Here is a 17,910-nt window from a genome sequence, read left to right as displayed (position 1 = left end):
GCAAACCCGTGTGCCCGTTATGCGGCTTCTCCGGTGGCGGCCGGTTTCGCACGGGGCCGCCGGTCGGGGTGGTCGCCGTCGCCGCCGCACAGCTCGGTGCTCAACCTTTTCACCAGGGCGGCGAGTTCGGTGTGGGCGGCGGGGTCCCAGTCGCCGAGCAGGCCGGCCAGGACGGTGCGCCTGGCCTCGGTGAGGCGGTCGGCGAGCGCGGTGCCGGACGCGGTGAGGGTCAGCGGGTTGCCCTCGCGTACCGCGTAGCCGCCGGATTCCGCCTCGACCGCTGCCGCCTCGATGACGTCGGCGGGCACGGTGGTGCGGCGGGCGAGTTCGACGGGGTCGGCCCGGCCGTCGTGGGCGAGGCGGAGCAGCAGCCAGCTGGTGGCGGGGTGGATGTCGAGGCCGGCCAGCCGGGTGATGCGGGTGTAGAGGTCGCGGCGGGCGTCCCGGCCGCCGAGCAGCGAAAGGCAGCGGGCGATCTCGTCGAGCGAGGTCCGCTCCACCGGGTTGACGCCCACCGTCTCGGCGGCGTCCGGCACGGTGACGCTGCCCCGCAGCGGCTCCTCCTTGAGCAGCCAGGCCGTCACGAAGCCGACCAGCGCGACGGGGACGGCCCACAGGAAGACCGTGGTGATGGCCTGCGAGTACGCGTGCAGGACCGGCGCCTTGACGGTCCCGGGCAGCCGGGCGATGGCCGTGGGGTCGGCCTGGAGCCGGGCGGGGTCGAAGCCGGCCGGCAGCCGGACCCCGCGCAGCGCGGAGGTCAGCTTGGCGGAGAGCTGGTTGGTGAAGACGGTGCCGAAGACGGAGACGCCGAAGGACGCGCCGATGGAGCGGAAGAAGGTCGCGCCGGAGGTCGCGGAGCCCAGGTCCTCGTACCCGACCGCGTTCTGCACCGCGAGCACCAGCACCTGCATCACCAGGCCGAGCCCGAGGCCGAAGACGAAGAAGTACAGGCTCATCACCCAGGTGGCGGTGTGCTCGTCGAGCTGGTGCAGGAGCAGCAGGCCGACCGCGGTCACGGCGGTGCCGACGATCGGGAAGACCTTGTAGTGGCCGGTGCGGCTGACGATCTGGCCCGAGCCGGTGGAGGAGATCAGCAGGCCGACCACCATCGGGATCATGTGGACGCCGGAGAGCGTCGGCGAGTAGCCGTGCACGACCTGGAGGAAGGTCGGCAGATAGGTCATGGCGCCGAACATCGCGAAGCCGATGATGAAGGAGATCACCGAGCACACCACGAAGGTCCGCACCCGGAAGAGCCGCGGCGGCAGCACGGGTTCCTGCGCGCGCCGCTCGATCAGCACGAAGACGGCGACCAGGGCGACACCGACCACCGCGAGGGTCACGATGCCGGCCGAGCCCCACGCCAGGGTGGTGCCGCCGAGCGAGGTGACCAGCACCAGGCAGGTGGCGGCGGAGGCCACCACCACCATGCCGGTGTAGTCGATCCGGTGCGAGGTGCGGCGCACCGGGATGTGCAGGACCGCGGCGATGACGGCGAGCGCGATGACGCCGATCGGCAGGTTGATGTAGAACACCCAGCGCCAGGAGAGCTGTTGGGTGAACACCCCGCCGAGCAGCGGCCCCAGCACACTGGCGGCGCCGAACACCCCGCCGAACACGCCCTGGTAGCGGCCCCGGTCGCGAGGCGGCACGATGTCCCCGACGATCGCCATGGACAGCACGATCAACCCGCCGCCGCCCAGGCCCTGCAGAGCGCGGAAGGCGATCAACTCACCCATGCTCTGGGCGACTCCGCACAGCGCGGAGCCGATCAGGAAGAGCACGATGACGCCCTGGAACAGCCGTTTGCGGCCGTACATGTCGCCGAGCTTGCCCCACAGCGGGGTGGCGGCGGTGGACGCGAGCAGGTAGGCGGTGACCACCCAGGACAGATGGTCGATGCCGCCGAGTTCGCTGACGATGGTGGGCAGCGCGGTGGACACGATGGTCTGGTCGAGGGCGGCGAGCAGCAGTCCGAGGGCGAGGGCACCGATCGCGATCCGTACCTGGCGCCGGTCCTGGTCCGCACCCGGCGCCACCGCGGTGCTGGTGTCCTGGGCCATGAGAACGGCTCCTCGCGTCGCCCCCCGACGGTCGGACTCTCATATTTGCACCGTTTGTGCGGTTACGGCCTGCGGAAGTGCGCCACCGGAGAGGGGACCGGGTATGCGACGGCATGGGGTATCGGCATAATCACTGACACGTCTTTGCGAACGCGCGAACGACGGCGGGAGGGGAAACCAGTGGCGCCGCAGCAGCCGGACCGTACGGCAGGGCCGTACGAGCCTGACGACATCGGTGTGACCGGTGTGACCACGGAGATTGCCGTGGTCACAGTGGACGGCGGTGGCGAGGTCCGGGCCGCGGAACGCGCCGCCGAGCGGGCCGCCGCACTCGCGGTGACCGAGGGCTTCCACCCGCTGCGCGTACGCCCCTACGTCGGCGACCCGGGCGACACCGCCGACGGTACGGATACGACCGTACGGCCGCTGATCGACGTGGCCGGCGAGGGCGAGGGCGGCCCGGCGACCACCGACCTCGGCCTCTTCCCCGCGGAATATGCCGCGATGGCGGCGGCGCAGGAATACCCGCTGGAGTATCCGCCCGACGACGACATCCGCGAGGCGGCTGCCGCCGCGGCACATGGGCGGCACCGGCGCAGGCGGCGCGGCATCGTGGTCACCGCGGCGGCCGTCGCCGCGTCCGCGCTGGCCGCGGGGGCGGTGGCCGTCACCGGCTCGGTGATGGGCGATGAGCCGCGCGGCACCGACCGGGCGCTGCCCGAGCCCGCGTCGGCCGCGCCCGACGTCACATTGCCCGCGGACGCGGCGCCGGGGGCCGCCGTCACGCAGCCGGTGAGGGTCACCCACTATCCGATGCGGGCGACGACGTCGCCCGCTCCCAAGCCGGCGCCGAGCGCGCCCGTCACGCCACTGGCGGTGGCGGCGGCCCCGGCCGCCGCCACGACGGCGCCGCCGGCCCCCTCGACGCCCGCGACGCCGCCGCAGAGCACTCCGCCGCCGGTTACGGCGACGGCGCCGCCCGCACCGCCCACGACACCCGCGCCGCCCGCGGTGCTGCAACTCGGGGCGAGCGGGGCGGCGGTCACGGACCTCCAGCAGCGGCTCACCGAGGTGTGGGTCTACCGCGGGGCCATCGACGGGCGGTACGACATGGGTGTCGAGCAGGCGGTGGCGGTCTTCCAGATCTGGTACGGCGTCCGCGGTGACCCCTCCGGGGTTTATGGCCAGGCGACCCATACGGCTCTCGTCCGCGCCACCTCGCCGTCCGGCAACCCGCACCACTCCCACTGACCCCTCCCCGGGAGGACCCCCGCCCAACGGTGTGCCCGCGCAATCCCCGCGGGGGGGTGCCATTTGCGGTGGCCCGCACCTTGCCGGTGCCTCGGCCGAGCGCGTCCCGGGGCGGTGGCCGCCGTCCTCCCACGACGGCCCGCCGTGGCTGGCCGCGCGGTTCCGCGCGCCCCTGAGGGGCTGCCACTTGCGGTGGGCGTCGCACCTTGCGGTGCGTTGTGGTTGGGCGCGCAGTTCCCCGCGCCCCTGGGGTGGTGGCTGTCCGCCCTCGCCCGACGGTTCGTTGTGGCTTGTCGCGCGGTTCCGCGCGCCCCTGAACGGCGTGCCCTCTTCCGCAAGGGGAGGGGGAAGCGCCCCAAAGGGCGCGGGGAACTGCGCGGCCAGCCGAGACGGCGCAGCAGACAAGCACGCACCGCAAGGGGCAATCACCCAGGGGCGCGGGGAACTGCGCGAGAAGCCAGGACGGCGCGTCGGACAGGTGCGTACCGCACGCGGCAATCACCCCAGCGGAGCGGAACGCGTTGGCCCTCCCCCGGGGCGCGGGGAAGTGAGGGACCCGGACCGGTAAGGTCGAAAAGATGGCCTTCGGACTCCCCCAATTCCAGCTCATGCTGCTGCGCAGAATGGCCGACCACCACCCCGGCCTGGTGGACGACGCGCTCCGCGCGCTGGGCGCGTCGCACGCCGACCTGAGGGAAGCGCACCGCGCCTGGCAGGCGCGGCTGCGCTCGCGGACGTATCCCGGCGGCGAGCGGGGGTACCGGCTGGCGCTCGGGCCACCCGTGGCGGAGGTCGAGCGGCAGGTCGGCGACCTGACGTGCCGCGCGCTGCTGTGGCCGCTGCCGCTGTGGCCCGATCTGCGGTTCGAGGTGCTGTGCGCGCCCGGCGGCACGGCGGTGTGGAACGAGTGGCTGGTCCGCGCGCCCGGCGCGGCCCCTCCGCCGCTGAGCGGCGTCGAGGACCTGACGCCCTGGTCCTGCGTCGTGGACGACGTGGCCCGCGCCTTCCCGCCCGCGGCCCCGCTCCCGGCGGACGCCCCGAGCCGCGCTCGGCTCGCGGTGACCGTGCCCCGCACCGGTGAACGGGTGGTGGCCCACTTCACCTGGGGCCTGCTGCAATTCGTGGTGGCGCCCTGAACCCGGGGGCGACACCCCGAACCCCGGGGCAATGCCCCGAGGCCAGGCGTGGCGCCCCGGACCAGGGGGTGGCGCCGCACCCGAATATTTTGTATCTTCGAGGAACAAAGTGGTTCCGCCCGTCTCCCTGACCGGCGGGCGGAACCACTGAGTACGCCGCGAGGCCGTCCGAGGGAGTCCCATGCCGTCCGTGTTCACCGCCCGCGCTCTGCTGCTCGACATGGACGGGACGCTCGTCGACTCCGACGCGGTGGTGGAGCGGTGCTGGACCCGGTGGGCGGTCCGGCAGGGCCTGGACCCGGCCGCCGTCCTGGCGGTGGTGCACGGCCGGCAGGGCCACGCCACGATGGCCGCGCTGCTCCCGCACCGCCCCATGGCGCAGAATCACGCCGACAACGCGGTGGTGCTCGCCGAGGAGACCGCCGACCTCGTCGGCATCGTCCCGGTCCCCGGCGCCCCCGCCTTCCTGGCCGCGCTGGCCGGGCAGCCGCACGCCCTGGTGACCTCGGCGGGCGAGGCGCTCGCGCTGGCCAGGATGGGCGCCGCCGGGCTGCCGCTGCCGCCGGTCAGGGTCACCGCCGAGCGGGTGGGCGCCAGCAAGCCGGACCCCGAGGGCTTCCTCAAGGGCGCCGTCGAACTGGGCTTCACCCCCGAGGAGTGCCTGGTCTTCGAGGACGCCGAGGTCGGCATAGCCGCCGCCCGCGCCGCCGGGATGCGGGTGGTCGGCATCGGACCGCGAGCCGCCGCCCACGCACCGTCGGCCCATGCGGCGTCCCTTGAGGACGTACGGGTGACGGCCGCGGACGGCGTGCTCACGGTCACGGTGGGCTGAGGACCGGCCCCACCGTGACGCGCCTAGCAGGGACCAAGGCTCAGCCGGCGATCGCTTCGTAGAGGCTGAAGCCGGCCAGCACCACCATGAAGGCCGCGGCGATCTTCGTGATGAGCGACAGCGGCACCCGCTTCATCAGCATCCGGCCGCCGAAGACGCCGAGGGCGGCGACCGCCCACAGGCCGAGCACCGCGCCGATGCCGACCGAGACCGGGTCGTCGTAGCGGGCGGCGAGGTTGGCGGTCATGATCTGGGTGAGGTCGCCGAACTCGGCCACCAGGATCAGCATGAAGCCGGCGCCCGAGACCTTCCAGAAGCTCTGGTCGGAGGGCGCTTTGACGGTCTCCTCGTCGTCGCCCCTGGACAGCAGCAGCATGGCCGCGCCGGCCAGGAAGAGCACCCCGACCACTCCTTGCACCCAGCGGTGCGGCAGCAGCGTCAGCAGGCTGCCCGCGGCTATGGCGAGCGCGACATGGACCACGAAGGCCGCCGCGACGCCCGCGAAGACGTACGAGGCCCGGTAGCGGGTACCGAGCATGAGGCTGGCGAGCGCGGTCTTGTCGGGGAGTTCGGCCAGGAAGATCACGCCGAAGACAACGGCTATGACAGTGAGGCTGAGCACGGGTCGGATTCCTCGATCGGTAGGGGCTGCCCTGCCGAGAGAGACCTGCGGAGATGAAGGGTCGCTTCGGCACGGCAGCGTCGGAACACTGCGGCCGAAGGTCTCGCTGGCCGCGGCACGTTCCCGTACCGCTGCCTCCGGGCGCCGGCCCCGGTCCATTGCCACGCCTTGCGGCGCCGCGTGCGAACCCGGGCAGTATGTCGACGGTCCGGCGAAGAGCTACTCCCCTTCTGCTGCGCACCAGTGTACGGGATGCCCGGCCTGGGCAGATTTTCTGCATCGGCATTGGTGCGGCGGCCACTTGGAGCCGGCCGGCGCCGACGTGGCATTGCCGCGGCACGGGCACTTCCCCGCAGGCCCGAGCGTTGTTCGGGAAAGTATTCCTGTCGTGACAACGTCGTGATTGTCTCGTACGTCACGCACCCTGACCGGTGCCGTCGGCCCGCGCTGGCGTACGCTGTACGGCTGACGGCGGATGAAGATCCGCCGCCGTTGACGCGAGACCGGCACTGACAGCTCCGCAAGGCCTTGACCAGCACAAACGGGCACGGACACGGCACGGATCAAGCACCGCCAGGCATCGGAAAGCACTCTTGCGACACGCACGACCGACAGGACCCGACAACGACGCGTAGGACCGGCGAAGGACGAGGAGGCGCGGTGCTGCAAGGCCTGGGCTCTCTTTTCGAGTGGCCGTGGATCTATCTGCTCGTCGGACTGTCCGTACTGCTCGACGTCTTCGTGCCGGTGCTGCCCAGCGGTGTGCTGGTGGTCAGCGCGGCGACCGCCGGGTCGACCGGCACCAGTGACGACATCCTCGATGTGCTCGCCCTGCTCGGCTGCGCCGCCGTGGCGTCCTGTGTCGGCGATCTGATCGCCTACCGGCTGGCCTTCCGCGGCGGCGAGTGGTTCGACCGGCGGATGGCGTCCTCGCAGCGGCTGTCGGCGGCGCACGACCGGCTCAGCCAGGTGCTGGACAGCGGCGGCGGCGCCCTGGTGGTGCTCGCCCGCTTCGCGCCCGCCGGCCGCAGCGTGGTCAGCCTGGGCGCGGGCACGGCCCGCCGCCGTCCGGGAGAGTTCCTGCCCTGGTCCGCGCTGGCCGGCGTCTGCTGGGCGACCTACAGCGTCGGCCTGGGCTGGGTCGGCGGCGAGTGGCTGGGCGCCAGTTGGCTCGGCACTTTGATGTCCTTCGTCGCCCTGCTGGGCGCGGGCGCCTTCGCCGCGTACGTCTTCCGGCGCGAGCGCCGTACGGCGATCGCCGCGGCCTATGCGGCGGTGCCGCTGACGATCCCGCCGCAGGGCACCACCGCCGGCCCCGACCGCAGTTCGGTCGTCGAAGCGCTCTGAGGCGCCTCAACTCCCTGACGCGCACCCACCACTTCGACGTGCTCGCGCCGCTTCGACCTGCTCTCACCGCTCTCGAAACGGTCGAAGCTCTCCGAACTCTCGAAACTCTCCAAATCCCCGAAAACCACCGCCTGTGCGGGCTTCGGCGCGCCGGTGCGCGGGCGCACTCCCCCGCTTGAGCCAAAAGTATTCTCACTCGATACGGCAATAGGCAGCACCCTGAGTGGCCGAAAGAATATCTCCCGTATCACCTCCATACGGGAAGGACATGCACATGTCGGTTGATGCGGGCCAGGACGCCGCACTCGGCAATCCGCAGGACAACGCGCGTACGAGCCTTGACACCGCCGCCGCGCGGAATCTGGCCACGACAACCAAGTCCGCGCCTCAGATGCAGGGGATCTCGTCCAGGTGGCTGCTGCGTGTGCTGCCCTGGGTGCAGGTCAACGCGGGCACGTACCGGGTCAACCGGCGGCTGAGCTACGCGGTCGGGGACGGGCGGGTGACGTTCGTCAAGACCGGGTCGCAGGTCCGGGTCATCCCGCAGGAGCTGGGTGAGATCGCCGCGCTGCGGTCCTTCGACGACGTGGAGGCGCTGACCGCCCTGGCGGACCGTTTCGTCCAACGTGAGTTCGCACCCGGCGAGGTGCTGGTCGAGGCCGGCCAGCCGGCCGACACGGTCTTCCTGATCGCGCACGGCAAGGTCGAGAAGCTCGGCGAGGGGTCGTACGGCGAGCAGAATCGTCTCGGCACCCTGGCCGACGGCGACCACTTCGGCGAGCAGGCACTGCTCGACGGGGACGCCGAGTCGGGCTTCACCGCCCGCGCCGTCGCGGCCACCACCGTGCTCGCGCTGCCCCGCCAGGCACTGCAGGAGCTGCTCGCCCAGGCGGCGCCGCTGCGCGAGCATCTGGACGCCGTCCGCGCGATCCCGCAGCAGCGGGCCAACAAGCGCGGCGAGGCGAACATCGAACTCGCCTCGGGCCACAAGGGCGAGGCCGCGCTGCCCGCCACGTATGTCGACTACGAGGTCAAGCCCCGCGAGTACGAGCTGAGCGTCGCCCAGACCGTGCTGCGGGTGCACAGCCGGGTCGCCGACCTCTACAACGAGCCGATGAACCAGACCGAGCAGCAACTCAAGCTCACCGTCGAGGCGTTGCGCGAGCGCCAGGAGCACGAGCTGATCAACAACCCGGAGTACGGGCTGCTCAACAACGCGGAGTACGAGCAGCGCATCCAGCCGCACGCCGGCCCGCCGCTGCCCGACGACCTGGACGAGCTGATCAGCCGGCGCCGCGGCACCCGCTATCTGCTGGCCAACCCCAAGACGATCGCGGCCATCGCCCGGGAGTGGACCCGGGCCGGCATCTACCCCGACTCGGTCGAGGTGCTCGGCTCCCCCGTTCCCGCCTGGCGCGGCGTGCCGATCCTCAGCTGCAACAAGATCCCGATCTCCGAGGCCCGCACCAGCTCGATCATCGCGATCCGCACCGGCGAGGACAACCAGGGCGTCATCGGCCTCAACCAGACCGGTCTGCCCGACGAGTACGAACCCGGCCTGAACGTGCGCTTCATGGGGATCGACGACAAGGCCATCATCAGCTACCTGGTCAGTACGTACTTCTCCGCGGCCGTCCTGGTGCCCGACGCGCTGGGCGTGCTGGAGAACGTGAACGTGTCCAACTGGCGCTGAGCGCGGCGCACACGGCCGCGCCTCCACGGCGCGGCCGGAACGGCTCGAAGGTGCGGCCCCGCCGCCCGGTCCTGACCGGGCGGCGGGGCCGTTCTCGCGTGCGCTCACCGCTGCCGCGGGCTCACAGCAGTTGGCGGAAGACGTCCGCCGAGACCGCGAGACCGCTGCCGAAGGGCGCGTCCAGGTCCCAGATGAGGAACAGCAGGAAGGCGATGAGCGCGCTGAACAGCCCGGCGAGCAGCAGCTCCTTGGCCGATCTCCTGATCTGTAGCGTGAAGATCAGCCCGACCGTCACCAGCGCGCCGGTGATCAGCCCGAACCAGACCACCCCCGGCATCGTCGCGCCCACGCTCTGCCCGCGCGAGGCCCGCGCCATGTCGGCGGCGGCGACCTCGTCCACCACCGGCTGGTACGCCTGCGCCGCCAGATCGCTCTTCGGGTCGAACTGCGTCACGTCGGTACGCACCTGGTCGAGCAACTGCGTGCCCCGCGGCGAGAGTTCGCCGTGGCTGCGCATGTAGGGCCACTCCTTGTCGGCGACGAAGGCGGCATAGGCGTCGACGTCGGCCCGTACCTTGTCCCGCACCGCGGGGGGATAGACCTGCACCCGGACCTTCACCTCGTGCAGCGCCTGCGCCTCGGCCAGCGTGTCGGCCTGCGCACCGCCCCTGCCCTCCCACACTCCGGCGATCGCCAGGCCCAGCACGATCGCGTAGATCACCCCGATCATCATCACCATGTACTCGATGACGTCCGGCGTCTCGCTCGGGTCGTCGTCCTCGGCGATCCTGCGCTGCCTGAGGACGACCACGGTGATGACGACCGCGCAGACCGCGATCATCGCGATCAGCAGTACCACCCATTGCGACATCTGAACTCCCCCTCGCGTCCTACCGGTTGTTCCTGCGATACGCCCCGGACCCGGGCTTGAGCACGGCCGCCGCCAGCAGTCCCGGCACCGTCGTGAGCAGCATCGTGGTCGTCAGCTTCCGCCGGTGCGGCGCCGGTGCCGTGGCCGGCACGATCGCCTGCCGGGGCCAGTGCACGACGGGCGGCGCGGGCTTCGGTGCGGGTTTCGGCGTCGGCTTCGGTACGGGCCTGGGCTCGGGCTTCGGCGCGGGTGCGGGCTTGGGTACGGCTCTCACCACCGGTTTCGGTCGCGACGCGGGCTTGGGCGCCGGCTTCGGTACGGGTTTGGGCGTCGGCTTGGGTGTCGGCGTGGGCGTGGGTTTGGACGGCGTCGTCGGCGGCGTGGTCGGTGGCGGCGTCGTCGGCGGCGTGGTCGGTGGCGGCGTGGTCGGTGGTGTGGTCGGGGGCTTGGTCGGCGGGTGCGGGTGCTTGCGGCAGTGCAGCGGGTCAGGCCACTTCCAGGGCGGGTGCCACCGCCCGCACCAGTGCGCGGGCCGCGGATGCGCCGGCCTCGGCCAGTGCGGTGGCCGGGACCGGTGCGGCCCGGGCCGGTGCGGCTCATGGCCGTTCGGCGTCGGCGTCGGCTGATCGCTGTGCGGCGGCCTGGGGCCGGGCCGCGGTATGTGCGGCTGCGCCGACACGGTGACGGACACGGGCGGGCTGACGGGCGCAACCGGTTGCGGGCCGACGGGGGTGGCCGCGGCCACCCCGCCCAACCCCCACGCGCCCACGGCCGCCGTCACGACGGCAAGCGCCGCCCACGCACGTACGCGCTTCCCCCTCGGAGTGCTCACCCACTCATCGTCAGCACCCCGGCGCCCTCCGCGCCCGCGTATGCCGGCCATTCCCCGGAAGGAGTAATGGACCCGCTAAACATTCGATCACCTGCGCGAATTCGCGCACAGTGGAAGCGGCGCCGAAGGGCTGCCGGGTGGGGAGGGGTGGGCGTGGACGGTTTCGAACCGCCGACATCCGCCTTGTAAGGGCGGCGCTCTACCACTGAGCTACACGCCCCGGAGACTGCGACGTCACAGGTTACCTTGCCGCGGGGGCGGGTGGGCAAGCGCATACCCGGACACGTGCGGGCAGGAGGCGGCGGACGGACCGGGCCGTGTGTTCGAGGCGGGCGGGTGGGAGGATGGAGCCGATGGTGGTGGGCGGCGAGCGCGGGGAGAGAGTGTCACTGTGACGACGGCACGTTCGTGGTGGCGGCGCGGCGACAACCTGCGTGCGGAGGCCCAGGCGGCGAAGGACGCGGCTGCCCAGGCCTTCTACGAGCTGGACACCGCGCAGCGCGACCTGGAGATCTCGATCGAGACCATCTCCGCGGTCGAGGAGTCCGCCGACTCGCGCCGGGCGCTGTCCGGCTTCCAGGCGCTCGGCGAGCGGATCGACCAGGTCAGCGCGGCCTACATCGCCACCGTCGACGCCCATGACCTGGATCGGGACGAGCTGGACCACGCGTCCGCCTCCCGGGCGGTCAGCGAGCTGACCCGGGCCAAGGACGACCTGGTCAACGCCAGGACCGAGCTGGAGCGCTACCAGTCGACGATGACGCCGCTGCTGAACCGGGCGGAAACACAGCTGGCCCGGCTGGCGCCCGCGCGGGAGCGGGCCAAGCAGTCGCTGCTGGCGGCGAGCAACGCGCTGGACGAGGTCCGCGCCGCCGGGATCACCGCGGACGATCTCGCGGCCCGGCTGGCGGCGCTGGCGCCCGAGCTGACCAAGCTCAACGAGGGTCCCGCCAAGCACGGCGTGAAGGAGACCGTGCAGCGCGCCGACGACATCCGCCGCAAGGCGGAGGCGGTACGCGCCGAGGCCGAGCGGCTGCCCGAGCAGGCCAGGGAGATCGACAAGCGGCTGGTGTCGCTGCGTACCCGGGTGCAGGCCCTCGGCACCCGGGCGGAGGGCGTCGCGCCGGTGCTCAGCGAGCTACGGCGGCGTTTCTCGCTGGCCTGCTGGGAGGACCTCCAGCAGGTGCCGGAGCAGGCCGACCAGGCCGTACGGCAGGCGGAGGCGACGCTCGCCGAGGCGCGCAGGGCGCGGGACGGGCAGCAGTGGGCGCAGGCCACCGCGAAGCTGGCCGAGGTCCGCACCCTGATGGACGACGTGGACGGCGCGGTGGGCGCGGCCGGCGACCGGCTGCGCCGGCTGAACGAGGTACGCAAGGACCCGAAGGCCGAGGTCGAGCGGACCCGCTTCGTGATCAGGGACGCCCAGCGGCTGGCGATGCAGGGCCGTTCCACGCCGGAGCCGCGGCATGCCCGCCCGCTGGACGAGGCGGTGGCAAGGCTGGACCGGGCGCTGGCCGCGCTGGAGGGCCGGCACCCGGACTACTGGGCCTTCCTCACCGAGACGGCCGCCGTCCGGGAGACGGCGAACCGTGTGGTGTCCAACATCAGGGAGGACCGGGCGGCAGGCCGCGCCTGACGCCCCCGCGTCGGGCCGGACCGGGCAGGCCCCGGGTCGGCGGCAGGCCGCGCCTGACCCTCATCCCGAGGGCCCGAGCAACCCGCCCCCCGTCCGTCAGCTGCAGCAACCGCCGCCGCAGCAGCCGCCCCCGCCGCCCGCGGGCGCCGGCGCGGGGCCCGCGGACCCGGCCGCCGAGGCGGTGCCGCCCACCGACACGGTGGAGAGCAGCTTCACGGTGTCGCCGTGGCCCTGCGGGCAGGGCGCGGGGGCGCTGGACTGCGACATCGGGCGGCGCATCTCGAAGGTGGCGCCACAGGTCTTGCACCGGTACTCGTAACGAGGCATGGCCTCAGGGTAGCGGGCACCCGGGCCGCGCTGCTGCCCCGGCGGCCCGGACCTATCCTGGAACAACGGCGTTCCTCGACGAGTCCAGCCCCCGAAGGAGGCCGCCCATGCGACTCGACGACCATTTCCCCGCCGATCACCGGCTGAGCCAGGTCTACCGCTTCGGAGCGGGAATCATGGGCCTGATTCTCGTCGTCTTCGGCATCCTCGGCCTGCTGAACGGTGTGTCGTTCCTGTCCAAGGCGGGTGAACGCATCGCCGGACTGAATTCCAACGGCGCGCTGAGCATCATCTCCATCGTGATCGGCGGCCTGCTCTTCGTGGGCATGGTCGCCGGCGGCAATTTCGCCTCCACGCTGAACATCTGCGTGGGCGTCGCCTTCCTGCTCAGCGGCTTCGTGAATCTGGCGCTGCTGGACACCGGGAACAATCTGCTGGCGTTCAAGATGTCGAACGTGCTGTTCAGCTTCGCCGTCGGGGTGATGCTGCTGTTCTTCGGGATGTACGGGCGGATCACCGGCGGGCTTCCACACGACAATCCGTACTGGCAGCGGCGCCACCCGGAGGAGGCCGCGCGCGAACGCGAGGCCCGGCAGCGCGCGGCGGTGGCCGCCACGAGGCCACCGCCGCGGCGCCGGGGACTGCCCCAGCACTGAGCCGGGAAAGCCGCCGGGTGCTGCGGAGAAACGGGCGCTACGGGCGCTTGCGGGCCAGCGTGAGGCCGTCGGCCACGGTGAGCAGGACGTCGTCCACCCGGTCGTCGGCCCGCACATGGTCGTTGAAGGCGCGGACGGCGGCGCCCCCGCCGGTGGCCGCCGGGTCGGCGACATCGCCGTGGTAGAGGGTGTTGTCGATTACGAGCAGGCCGCCGGGCCTCAGCCGGGGCAGCAGCTCCTCCCAGTAGTCGATGTAGGACTCCTTGTCGGCGTCGAGGAAGACCAGGTCGATCCAGCTGCCGCCGGGCAGTGCCCGCAGCGTGTCGATCGCCGGGGCGATCCGCAGGTCGATCCGGTCGGCGACGCCCGCCTTCACCCAGGCCTCGCGGCCCACGGCGGTCCACTCCTCGGAGATGTCGCAGGCGATCAGCCGCCCGTCGGCGGGCAGCGCCCGCGCCATGGACAGCGCCGAGAAGCCGGTGAAGGTGCCGACCTCCACGATCTGCCGGGCGCCGGTCAGCCGGACCAGGAAGGCCAGCAGCGGCCCCTGCTCCTCGGCGGTCTGCATGCCCGACACATCGGCGAGGCTGCGGTGGGTGACCTCGATCAGCTCGCGCTCGATCGGGTCGAGCGGCGGGTTGTGGTCGAGGACGTATCCGTACAGCTCGGGCGTGAGCTGGGGGTTCTTCGTTTCGTACAAGAGTCTGCTCCCAGGTGCGGCGCTTAGGGTGACGGGATGCTTGTCGATGACGCGGTTGCCCTGGTGCCCAGCATCCCAGGCCGCCGCGCGCTGCTGGGTCTGGCGGGGGCGCCCGCCGCCGGCAAGTCGACCCTGGCGCGGCGCCTGGTCACGGGCGTCAACGACCGGCTCGGCGCCGATACGGCCGCGTACGTCCCGATGGACGGCTTCCATCTGGCCAACGCCCAATTGGACCGGCTGCACCTGCGGGACCGCAAGGGCGCCCCGGAGACCTTCGACGTCGACGGCTACGTGGTGCTGCTGCGGCGGCTCCGCGCGGAGCGGTCGAACCCGGTGTACGCGCCGGACTTCGACCGGCGGATCGACGAGCCGGTCGCCGCGGGGCTCGTCATCCCCGCGTCGGCGGCGCTCGTGGTGACCGAGGGCAACTACCTGGCCGACGACGGCCCCGGATGGGCCGAGGTCCGCGACCTCCTGGACGAGCTGTGGTACGTCGAGACCCCGCGGCGGCTGCGCGAGCGGCGGCTGCTGCGGCGGCATGTCCGCGGCGGGCGCAGCGAGCGGGAGGCCCGCGAATTCATCGCGTCCAGCGAACGCGTCAACGCCCGCCGCGTCGAGCTGACCCGGGCGCACTGCACCCGGGTGGTCTCCCCCCGGGACCCCTGACCCCTGCCCCCCGCGCCGGGCGGGCGACGGTCAGGACCGGACGCCGGCCAGGAACCGCCGGAGGATCTCCTCGCCGGCCGCCACGCCGCCGACACCCAGCGCGGACACGTGCGACGCCGTCCAGCCGGAGTCGGCCAGCTCGCCGTGGCCCGGCGTCCAGCCGGCGTCCGCGGCCAGCAGCAGATCGGCGTCCAGGAGCGAGTCGCCGGCCGCGATGACCCGGTCGGCGCCGGTGCGCCGGACGACCTCGGCGAGGGCCGCGCTCTTGGACAGCGGCTTGGGCACGGCGTAGATCTTGCGGCCCTGGAGCGACACGGTCCAGCCCAGCGGCTCGGCCCAGGCGGCGAGTTCCTTGACCCAGCCGGCGGGGAGCCGGTCCCGGTCCACCACCAGGTAGGCGAACAGCTCCTCCGCGACCCGCTCCTTGCGCAGCCATTCGGGGTCCGCGGTGGCGGCCAGGTGCGCGCGCACCTCGGCGAGCGGCGCGGACCCCTCGGTGAGCCGCCGCCGCATCTCGGCGTTCCAGTCGTGGTCGGTGCGCCCGGCGACCAGCAGGTGGCCGCCGTTGGCGCAGATCGCGTAGCTCGGCTGCGGCCCCGGCAGGCTGATCCGCCGGTACTGCTTGCGGGTGCGGGTGGTGGCGGGCACGAAGCGTACGGCGTCGGCGAGTTCGACCAGCAGCCGGCCGGCCGCCTCCGTCATGTACGACAGCGGCTTCGCCTCGTGGACCTCGACCGTCAGCAGCCGGGGCGCCTCCTCGTCGGGCATGGCCAGGGCGAGCGCGGCGGCGGAGTAGATGAGGGTGCGGTCGAGGTCGCTGGCGACGATCGTCCGGCTGTAGGTGCGGTTCACAGGCCGGTCACCGCCTTGCCGTCGGTGCCGGTCGCGCCGCGGGTGTAGCGGGGGTGGATCAGGCCGACGCAGGAGTACGGCAGCCCGTCGGTCTCCTCGACGGGCACACCGCGCTGGGCGGCGAGCAGCCTGACGTGGTCGAGGTCGGCGCCCGCGCCGCGCTGGGCGAGGATCTTCCACGGGACGCGGCGCAGCAGTACCCGGGTGGTCTCGCCGACGCCGGGCTTGACCAGGTTGATGTCGCCGATGCCGTACTCCTCGCTGATCCGCTCGACCGCGGCCCAGCCCGCCCAGGTGGGTGAGCGGTCCTGGGAGCGCAGCGACTTGACGTCCTCGGCGACGCCGGCGCCGACGGTGTCGAAGGCGGCGGTGACGGTGTCGAGGAAGAGCGCGGAGACGTCGGAGTCCGCGAGGTCGCGGTAGAACTTGGCGCCGTGGAATTCGCCGGGCCCGATGAGGTCGGCGCGCAGCACGGTGCGCGAGACCAGGCCGGAGACGGTGGAGTTGAGGCACGCGGAGGGGATCAGGAAGTCGTCGCGGGTGCCGTAGGTGGACACGCAGCCGCCGGGGTCGGCCAGGACCGCGATCTCCGGGCGGAAGCCGGGGAAGTCGCCCATGGCGTCGGCGAGTTCGCGGGTGATGGCGCCCTTGCCCGTCCAGCCGTCGACGAAGACGGCGTCGGCCGGGTCGTGGTGGGCGGCGAGCCAGCCGAGCGCGGCGGGGTCGATGCCGCGCCCGCGGACGATGGAGACGGCGTAGTGCGGCAGGTCGAGGCCGTGCGCGTGCCGGGCCCAGCGGCGCATCAGCACCCCGACGGGGGTGCCGGCCCTGGCGAGCGAGACCAGGACGGCGTCGGGGCCGCGTTCGGCGAGCACCAGTTCGGTGACGGCGCCGACCGCGCGGGCGATCCGCTCGGCGGAGGTGGCCAGCGCGGCCTTGAACAGCTGCTGGTATTCCGGGCTCGGCTGGTATTCGACCGGCAACGACTCCGCGTAGTGCGCGCCGCCGCTCTGTATGGCCTCCTCGCGCTCCTCGGTGGGCGCTTCGAGCGGCACGTCGGACAGGTCCTTGAGCAGCCAGCCCACCTCGTCCGCCGCGTACGATCCGAAGGCGGGTCCGCGCAGCGGCCGGGTGGATGCACTCATGGGGCCAGGGTTTCCGTTCGGTCGGTAGGAGGGCACGACGGCGAGCAGCACCGTGCCGGTGTGCGCGGCGAGCTGCGCGAGCAGTCCGCCGGGCGCGTGCAGGGCCGGGGTGTCCCCGGCGGAGTCCACGACGCAGAGCACCGCGTCGAAGCCGCCGCCCGCGACGTTGTAGGCGTACCGCTCGGGCGGGCCGCCGTCGGCGGGCGCGTCGTGCGCGGGGAAGACCAGGCGGCTGCGGATCGCGTAGCCGGGGTCGTCCACGGCGAGCACGGGCGAGCGGGTGGTGGTCGAGACGTACGCCTCGACGCCGTGCGCCTCGACGGCCTGGGCGAGCCGCAGCGGCGCGTACATCAGCTCCTCGCTGCCGAGGACGAGCACCCGGCGGGCGCCGGCCGGCAGGGCGCCGGCGATGCGGCGGCCCATGGCGGGAAGCGCGGCCTCCAGGCCCTCCCGGTGCGCGGGCAGGAAGCCGTGCCGGCCGCCGTCGGGTATCCCGGCGGGCCAGCCGAGGGCGACCCGCCGCACCGGCGCCGCGGGGGCCGGCGGCGGGTCCGCGGGCTGCCGGGCCGCCACCAGGGCCTGCGCCCTGGCCAGGACGTCGGCCGGGAGCGAGACCGTGCCCGCGGCCAGCGACAGGATGTCCACCCGGGCGCCGAGGCCGGCGGCGAAGGCGGTGAGCCGGTCGTGGTCGGCCGGGGAGCGCATGTCGGTGAGGGCGACGACGACGTAGCGGTCGCGGGGGTGGCGGCGGTGCAGGTCGCGGACGGTGTTGAGGACGGTCTGCCCGGTGGAGAACTCGTCGTCGACCAGCACCAGCGGTCCCGCGCCGCCGAGCAGGGCGGGGTCCTCGGGAAGCAGCAGGTGCCCGGTGGCGTGGCTGTGCTCCTCCTGGAAGGCGCCGCCGGAGGCCAGACCCGGCACCTCGCGCCGGGTGGAGTGCAGGTAGGGCACGGCTCCGACGCCGTCGGCGACCGCGTGGCCGAGCCCGGTGGCGGTCTCGGCGTAGCCGACGACGACGGCCTTGGCGGCCTCGTCCTCGCCCAGCAGGGCGCGGACCCGCAGGCCGAGGTCGTGGGCGTGCCCGTAGACCGTGCCGGGGCGCTGCGGCACATGCTTGCCGAGCACGTTCGACACCAGCAGGTGGGCCCGCTTGGGGTTGCGCCGCAGGGCGAGGCCCAGCAGGTCGCGCAGACCCTCGCCGTGCAGGGCGATGCCGAGGCGGTCGGCGACCCACTGTCCCGTCCAGGGCGGTGTCGTCAGCATGCGGTGCCGGTCTTC

At 73.0% G+C, this 17,910-nt stretch carries 16 protein-coding genes and 1 tRNA gene; 9 read left to right on the top strand and 8 right to left on the bottom strand.

The window, feature by feature from the left end; all coding sequences use genetic code 11:
* Nucleotides 1-17: 17 nt before the first annotated feature.
* Nucleotides 18-2,066, bottom strand: coding sequence for an MFS transporter (locus tag OHA86_RS27175; protein WP_329179334.1), 2,049 nt, complete (start codon nt 2,064-2,066; stop codon nt 18-20).
* A gap of 180 nt (nt 2,067-2,246) precedes the next feature.
* Between OHA86_RS27175 and OHA86_RS27170 the strand changes: the two genes are divergently transcribed.
* The 3 genes from OHA86_RS27170 (at nt 2,247) to OHA86_RS27160 (ending at nt 5,285) form a co-directional block, all read left to right on the top strand.
* Nucleotides 2,247-3,317: a peptidoglycan-binding domain-containing protein gene (locus OHA86_RS27170; RefSeq protein ID WP_329179333.1), complete on the top strand. Its 1,071-nt coding sequence runs from the start codon at nt 2,247-2,249 to the stop codon at nt 3,315-3,317.
* 578 nt (nt 3,318-3,895) lie between these two features.
* A complete protein-coding gene (locus OHA86_RS27165; RefSeq protein WP_329179332.1) occupies nt 3,896-4,453 on the top strand; it encodes a hypothetical protein in 558 nt (185 codons plus the stop codon).
* Between the two features lie 181 nt (nt 4,454-4,634).
* Nucleotides 4,635-5,285, top strand: a complete 651-nt coding sequence (locus OHA86_RS27160; RefSeq protein WP_329179330.1) for an HAD-IA family hydrolase — start codon at nt 4,635-4,637, stop codon at nt 5,283-5,285.
* A 40-nt stretch (nt 5,286-5,325) separates the two neighbouring features.
* On the opposite strand, the gene OHA86_RS27155 is transcribed toward OHA86_RS27160, so the two are convergent.
* The gene (locus OHA86_RS27155; protein WP_329179328.1) at nt 5,326-5,907 is read right to left on the bottom strand and encodes a TMEM165/GDT1 family protein; all 582 of its coding nucleotides are present in this window, start codon (nt 5,905-5,907) and stop codon (nt 5,326-5,328) included.
* A gap of 660 nt (nt 5,908-6,567) precedes the next feature.
* Here OHA86_RS27155 and OHA86_RS27150 point away from each other — a divergent pair.
* Both OHA86_RS27150 and OHA86_RS27145 read left to right on the top strand, forming a co-directional pair.
* Nucleotides 6,568-7,254, top strand: a complete 687-nt coding sequence (locus OHA86_RS27150) for a DedA family protein (protein WP_329179326.1) — start codon at nt 6,568-6,570, stop codon at nt 7,252-7,254.
* 274 nt (nt 7,255-7,528) lie between these two features.
* A complete protein-coding gene (locus tag OHA86_RS27145; RefSeq protein WP_329179324.1) occupies nt 7,529-8,947 on the top strand; it encodes a family 2B encapsulin nanocompartment shell protein in 1,419 nt (472 codons plus the stop codon).
* A 121-nt stretch (nt 8,948-9,068) separates the two neighbouring features.
* Here OHA86_RS27145 and OHA86_RS27140 read toward each other — a convergent pair whose 3' ends face one another.
* Nucleotides 9,069-9,818, bottom strand: a complete 750-nt coding sequence (locus OHA86_RS27140; protein ID WP_329179322.1) for a bestrophin-like domain — start codon at nt 9,816-9,818, stop codon at nt 9,069-9,071.
* A gap of 92 nt (nt 9,819-9,910) precedes the next feature.
* On the opposite strand from OHA86_RS27140, the gene OHA86_RS27135 reads away from it, so the two are divergent.
* Nucleotides 9,911-10,444, top strand: coding sequence for a hypothetical protein (locus tag OHA86_RS27135; RefSeq protein ID WP_329179320.1), 534 nt, complete (start codon nt 9,911-9,913; stop codon nt 10,442-10,444).
* Between the two features lie 354 nt (nt 10,445-10,798).
* Here OHA86_RS27135 and OHA86_RS27130 read toward each other — a convergent pair.
* Nucleotides 10,799-10,870 (bottom strand) — tRNA-Val (locus OHA86_RS27130).
* A 171-nt stretch (nt 10,871-11,041) separates the two neighbouring features.
* On the opposite strand from OHA86_RS27130, the gene OHA86_RS27125 reads away from it, so the two are divergent.
* Nucleotides 11,042-12,286 (top strand): hypothetical protein, encoded by a 1,245-nt coding sequence (locus OHA86_RS27125; RefSeq protein WP_329179318.1) that lies wholly within the window; start codon nt 11,042-11,044, stop codon nt 12,284-12,286.
* 96 nt (nt 12,287-12,382) lie between these two features.
* On the opposite strand, the gene OHA86_RS27120 is transcribed toward OHA86_RS27125, so the two are convergent.
* Nucleotides 12,383-12,613: an FmdB family zinc ribbon protein gene (locus OHA86_RS27120; RefSeq protein ID WP_329179316.1), complete on the bottom strand. Its 231-nt coding sequence runs from the start codon at nt 12,611-12,613 to the stop codon at nt 12,383-12,385.
* A gap of 107 nt (nt 12,614-12,720) precedes the next feature.
* On the opposite strand from OHA86_RS27120, the gene OHA86_RS27115 reads away from it, so the two are divergent.
* Entirely contained in the window at nt 12,721-13,269 is a 549-nt protein-coding gene (locus OHA86_RS27115; protein WP_329179314.1) for a DUF4383 domain-containing protein, read from the top strand.
* Nucleotides 13,270-13,306: 37 nt separating this feature from the next.
* Here OHA86_RS27115 and OHA86_RS27110 read toward each other — a convergent pair whose 3' ends face one another.
* Nucleotides 13,307-13,969 carry an O-methyltransferase gene (locus tag OHA86_RS27110; RefSeq protein WP_329179311.1) on the bottom strand — a complete coding sequence of 221 codons (663 nt, stop codon included), beginning with the start codon at nt 13,967-13,969 and terminating at the stop codon, nt 13,307-13,309.
* 36 nt (nt 13,970-14,005) lie between these two features.
* Here OHA86_RS27110 and OHA86_RS27105 point away from each other — a divergent pair, with 36 nt between their 5' ends.
* A complete protein-coding gene (locus tag OHA86_RS27105; protein ID WP_329179309.1) occupies nt 14,006-14,635 on the top strand; it encodes a nucleoside/nucleotide kinase family protein in 630 nt (209 codons plus the stop codon).
* Between the two features lie 30 nt (nt 14,636-14,665).
* On the opposite strand, the gene OHA86_RS27100 is transcribed toward OHA86_RS27105, so the two are convergent.
* Entirely contained in the window at nt 14,666-15,487 is an 822-nt protein-coding gene (locus tag OHA86_RS27100) for an HAD family hydrolase (protein WP_329179307.1), read from the bottom strand.
* A complete protein-coding gene (locus OHA86_RS27095; protein WP_329179305.1) occupies nt 15,484-17,895 on the bottom strand; it encodes a phosphoribosyltransferase in 2,412 nt (803 codons plus the stop codon). The genes OHA86_RS27100 and OHA86_RS27095 overlap by 4 nt, the downstream gene beginning before the upstream one ends.
* Between the last annotated feature and the right edge of the window lie 15 nt (nt 17,896-17,910).

The organism is Streptomyces sp. NBC_01477 (assembly GCF_036227245.1).
GTDB lineage: Bacteria > Actinomycetota > Actinomycetes > Streptomycetales > Streptomycetaceae > Actinacidiphila.
The sequence above is the reverse complement of the archived record's forward strand: the minus strand, read 5'-3'. Positions and strand labels throughout refer to the sequence as shown.

Coding starts and splice junctions, on each gene's coding strand:
- OHA86_RS27095 (WP_329179305.1), bottom strand. CDS start 17,895: ATGCTGACGACACCGCCCTGGACGGGACAGTGGGTCGCCGACCGCCTC.
- OHA86_RS27140 (WP_329179322.1), bottom strand. CDS start 9,818: ATGTCGCAATGGGTGGTACTGCTGATCGCGATGATCGCGGTCTGCGCG.
- OHA86_RS27160 (WP_329179330.1), top strand. CDS start 4,635: ATGCCGTCCGTGTTCACCGCCCGCGCTCTGCTGCTCGACATGGACGGG.
- OHA86_RS27165 (WP_329179332.1), top strand. CDS start 3,896: ATGGCCTTCGGACTCCCCCAATTCCAGCTCATGCTGCTGCGCAGAATG.
- OHA86_RS27120 (WP_329179316.1), bottom strand. CDS start 12,613: ATGCCTCGTTACGAGTACCGGTGCAAGACCTGTGGCGCCACCTTCGAG.
- OHA86_RS27175 (WP_329179334.1), bottom strand. CDS start 2,066: ATGGCCCAGGACACCAGCACCGCGGTGGCGCCGGGTGCGGACCAGGAC.
- OHA86_RS27115 (WP_329179314.1), top strand. CDS start 12,721: ATGCGACTCGACGACCATTTCCCCGCCGATCACCGGCTGAGCCAGGTC.
- OHA86_RS27105 (WP_329179309.1), top strand. CDS start 14,006: ATGCTTGTCGATGACGCGGTTGCCCTGGTGCCCAGCATCCCAGGCCGC.
- OHA86_RS27145 (WP_329179324.1), top strand. CDS start 7,529: ATGTCGGTTGATGCGGGCCAGGACGCCGCACTCGGCAATCCGCAGGAC.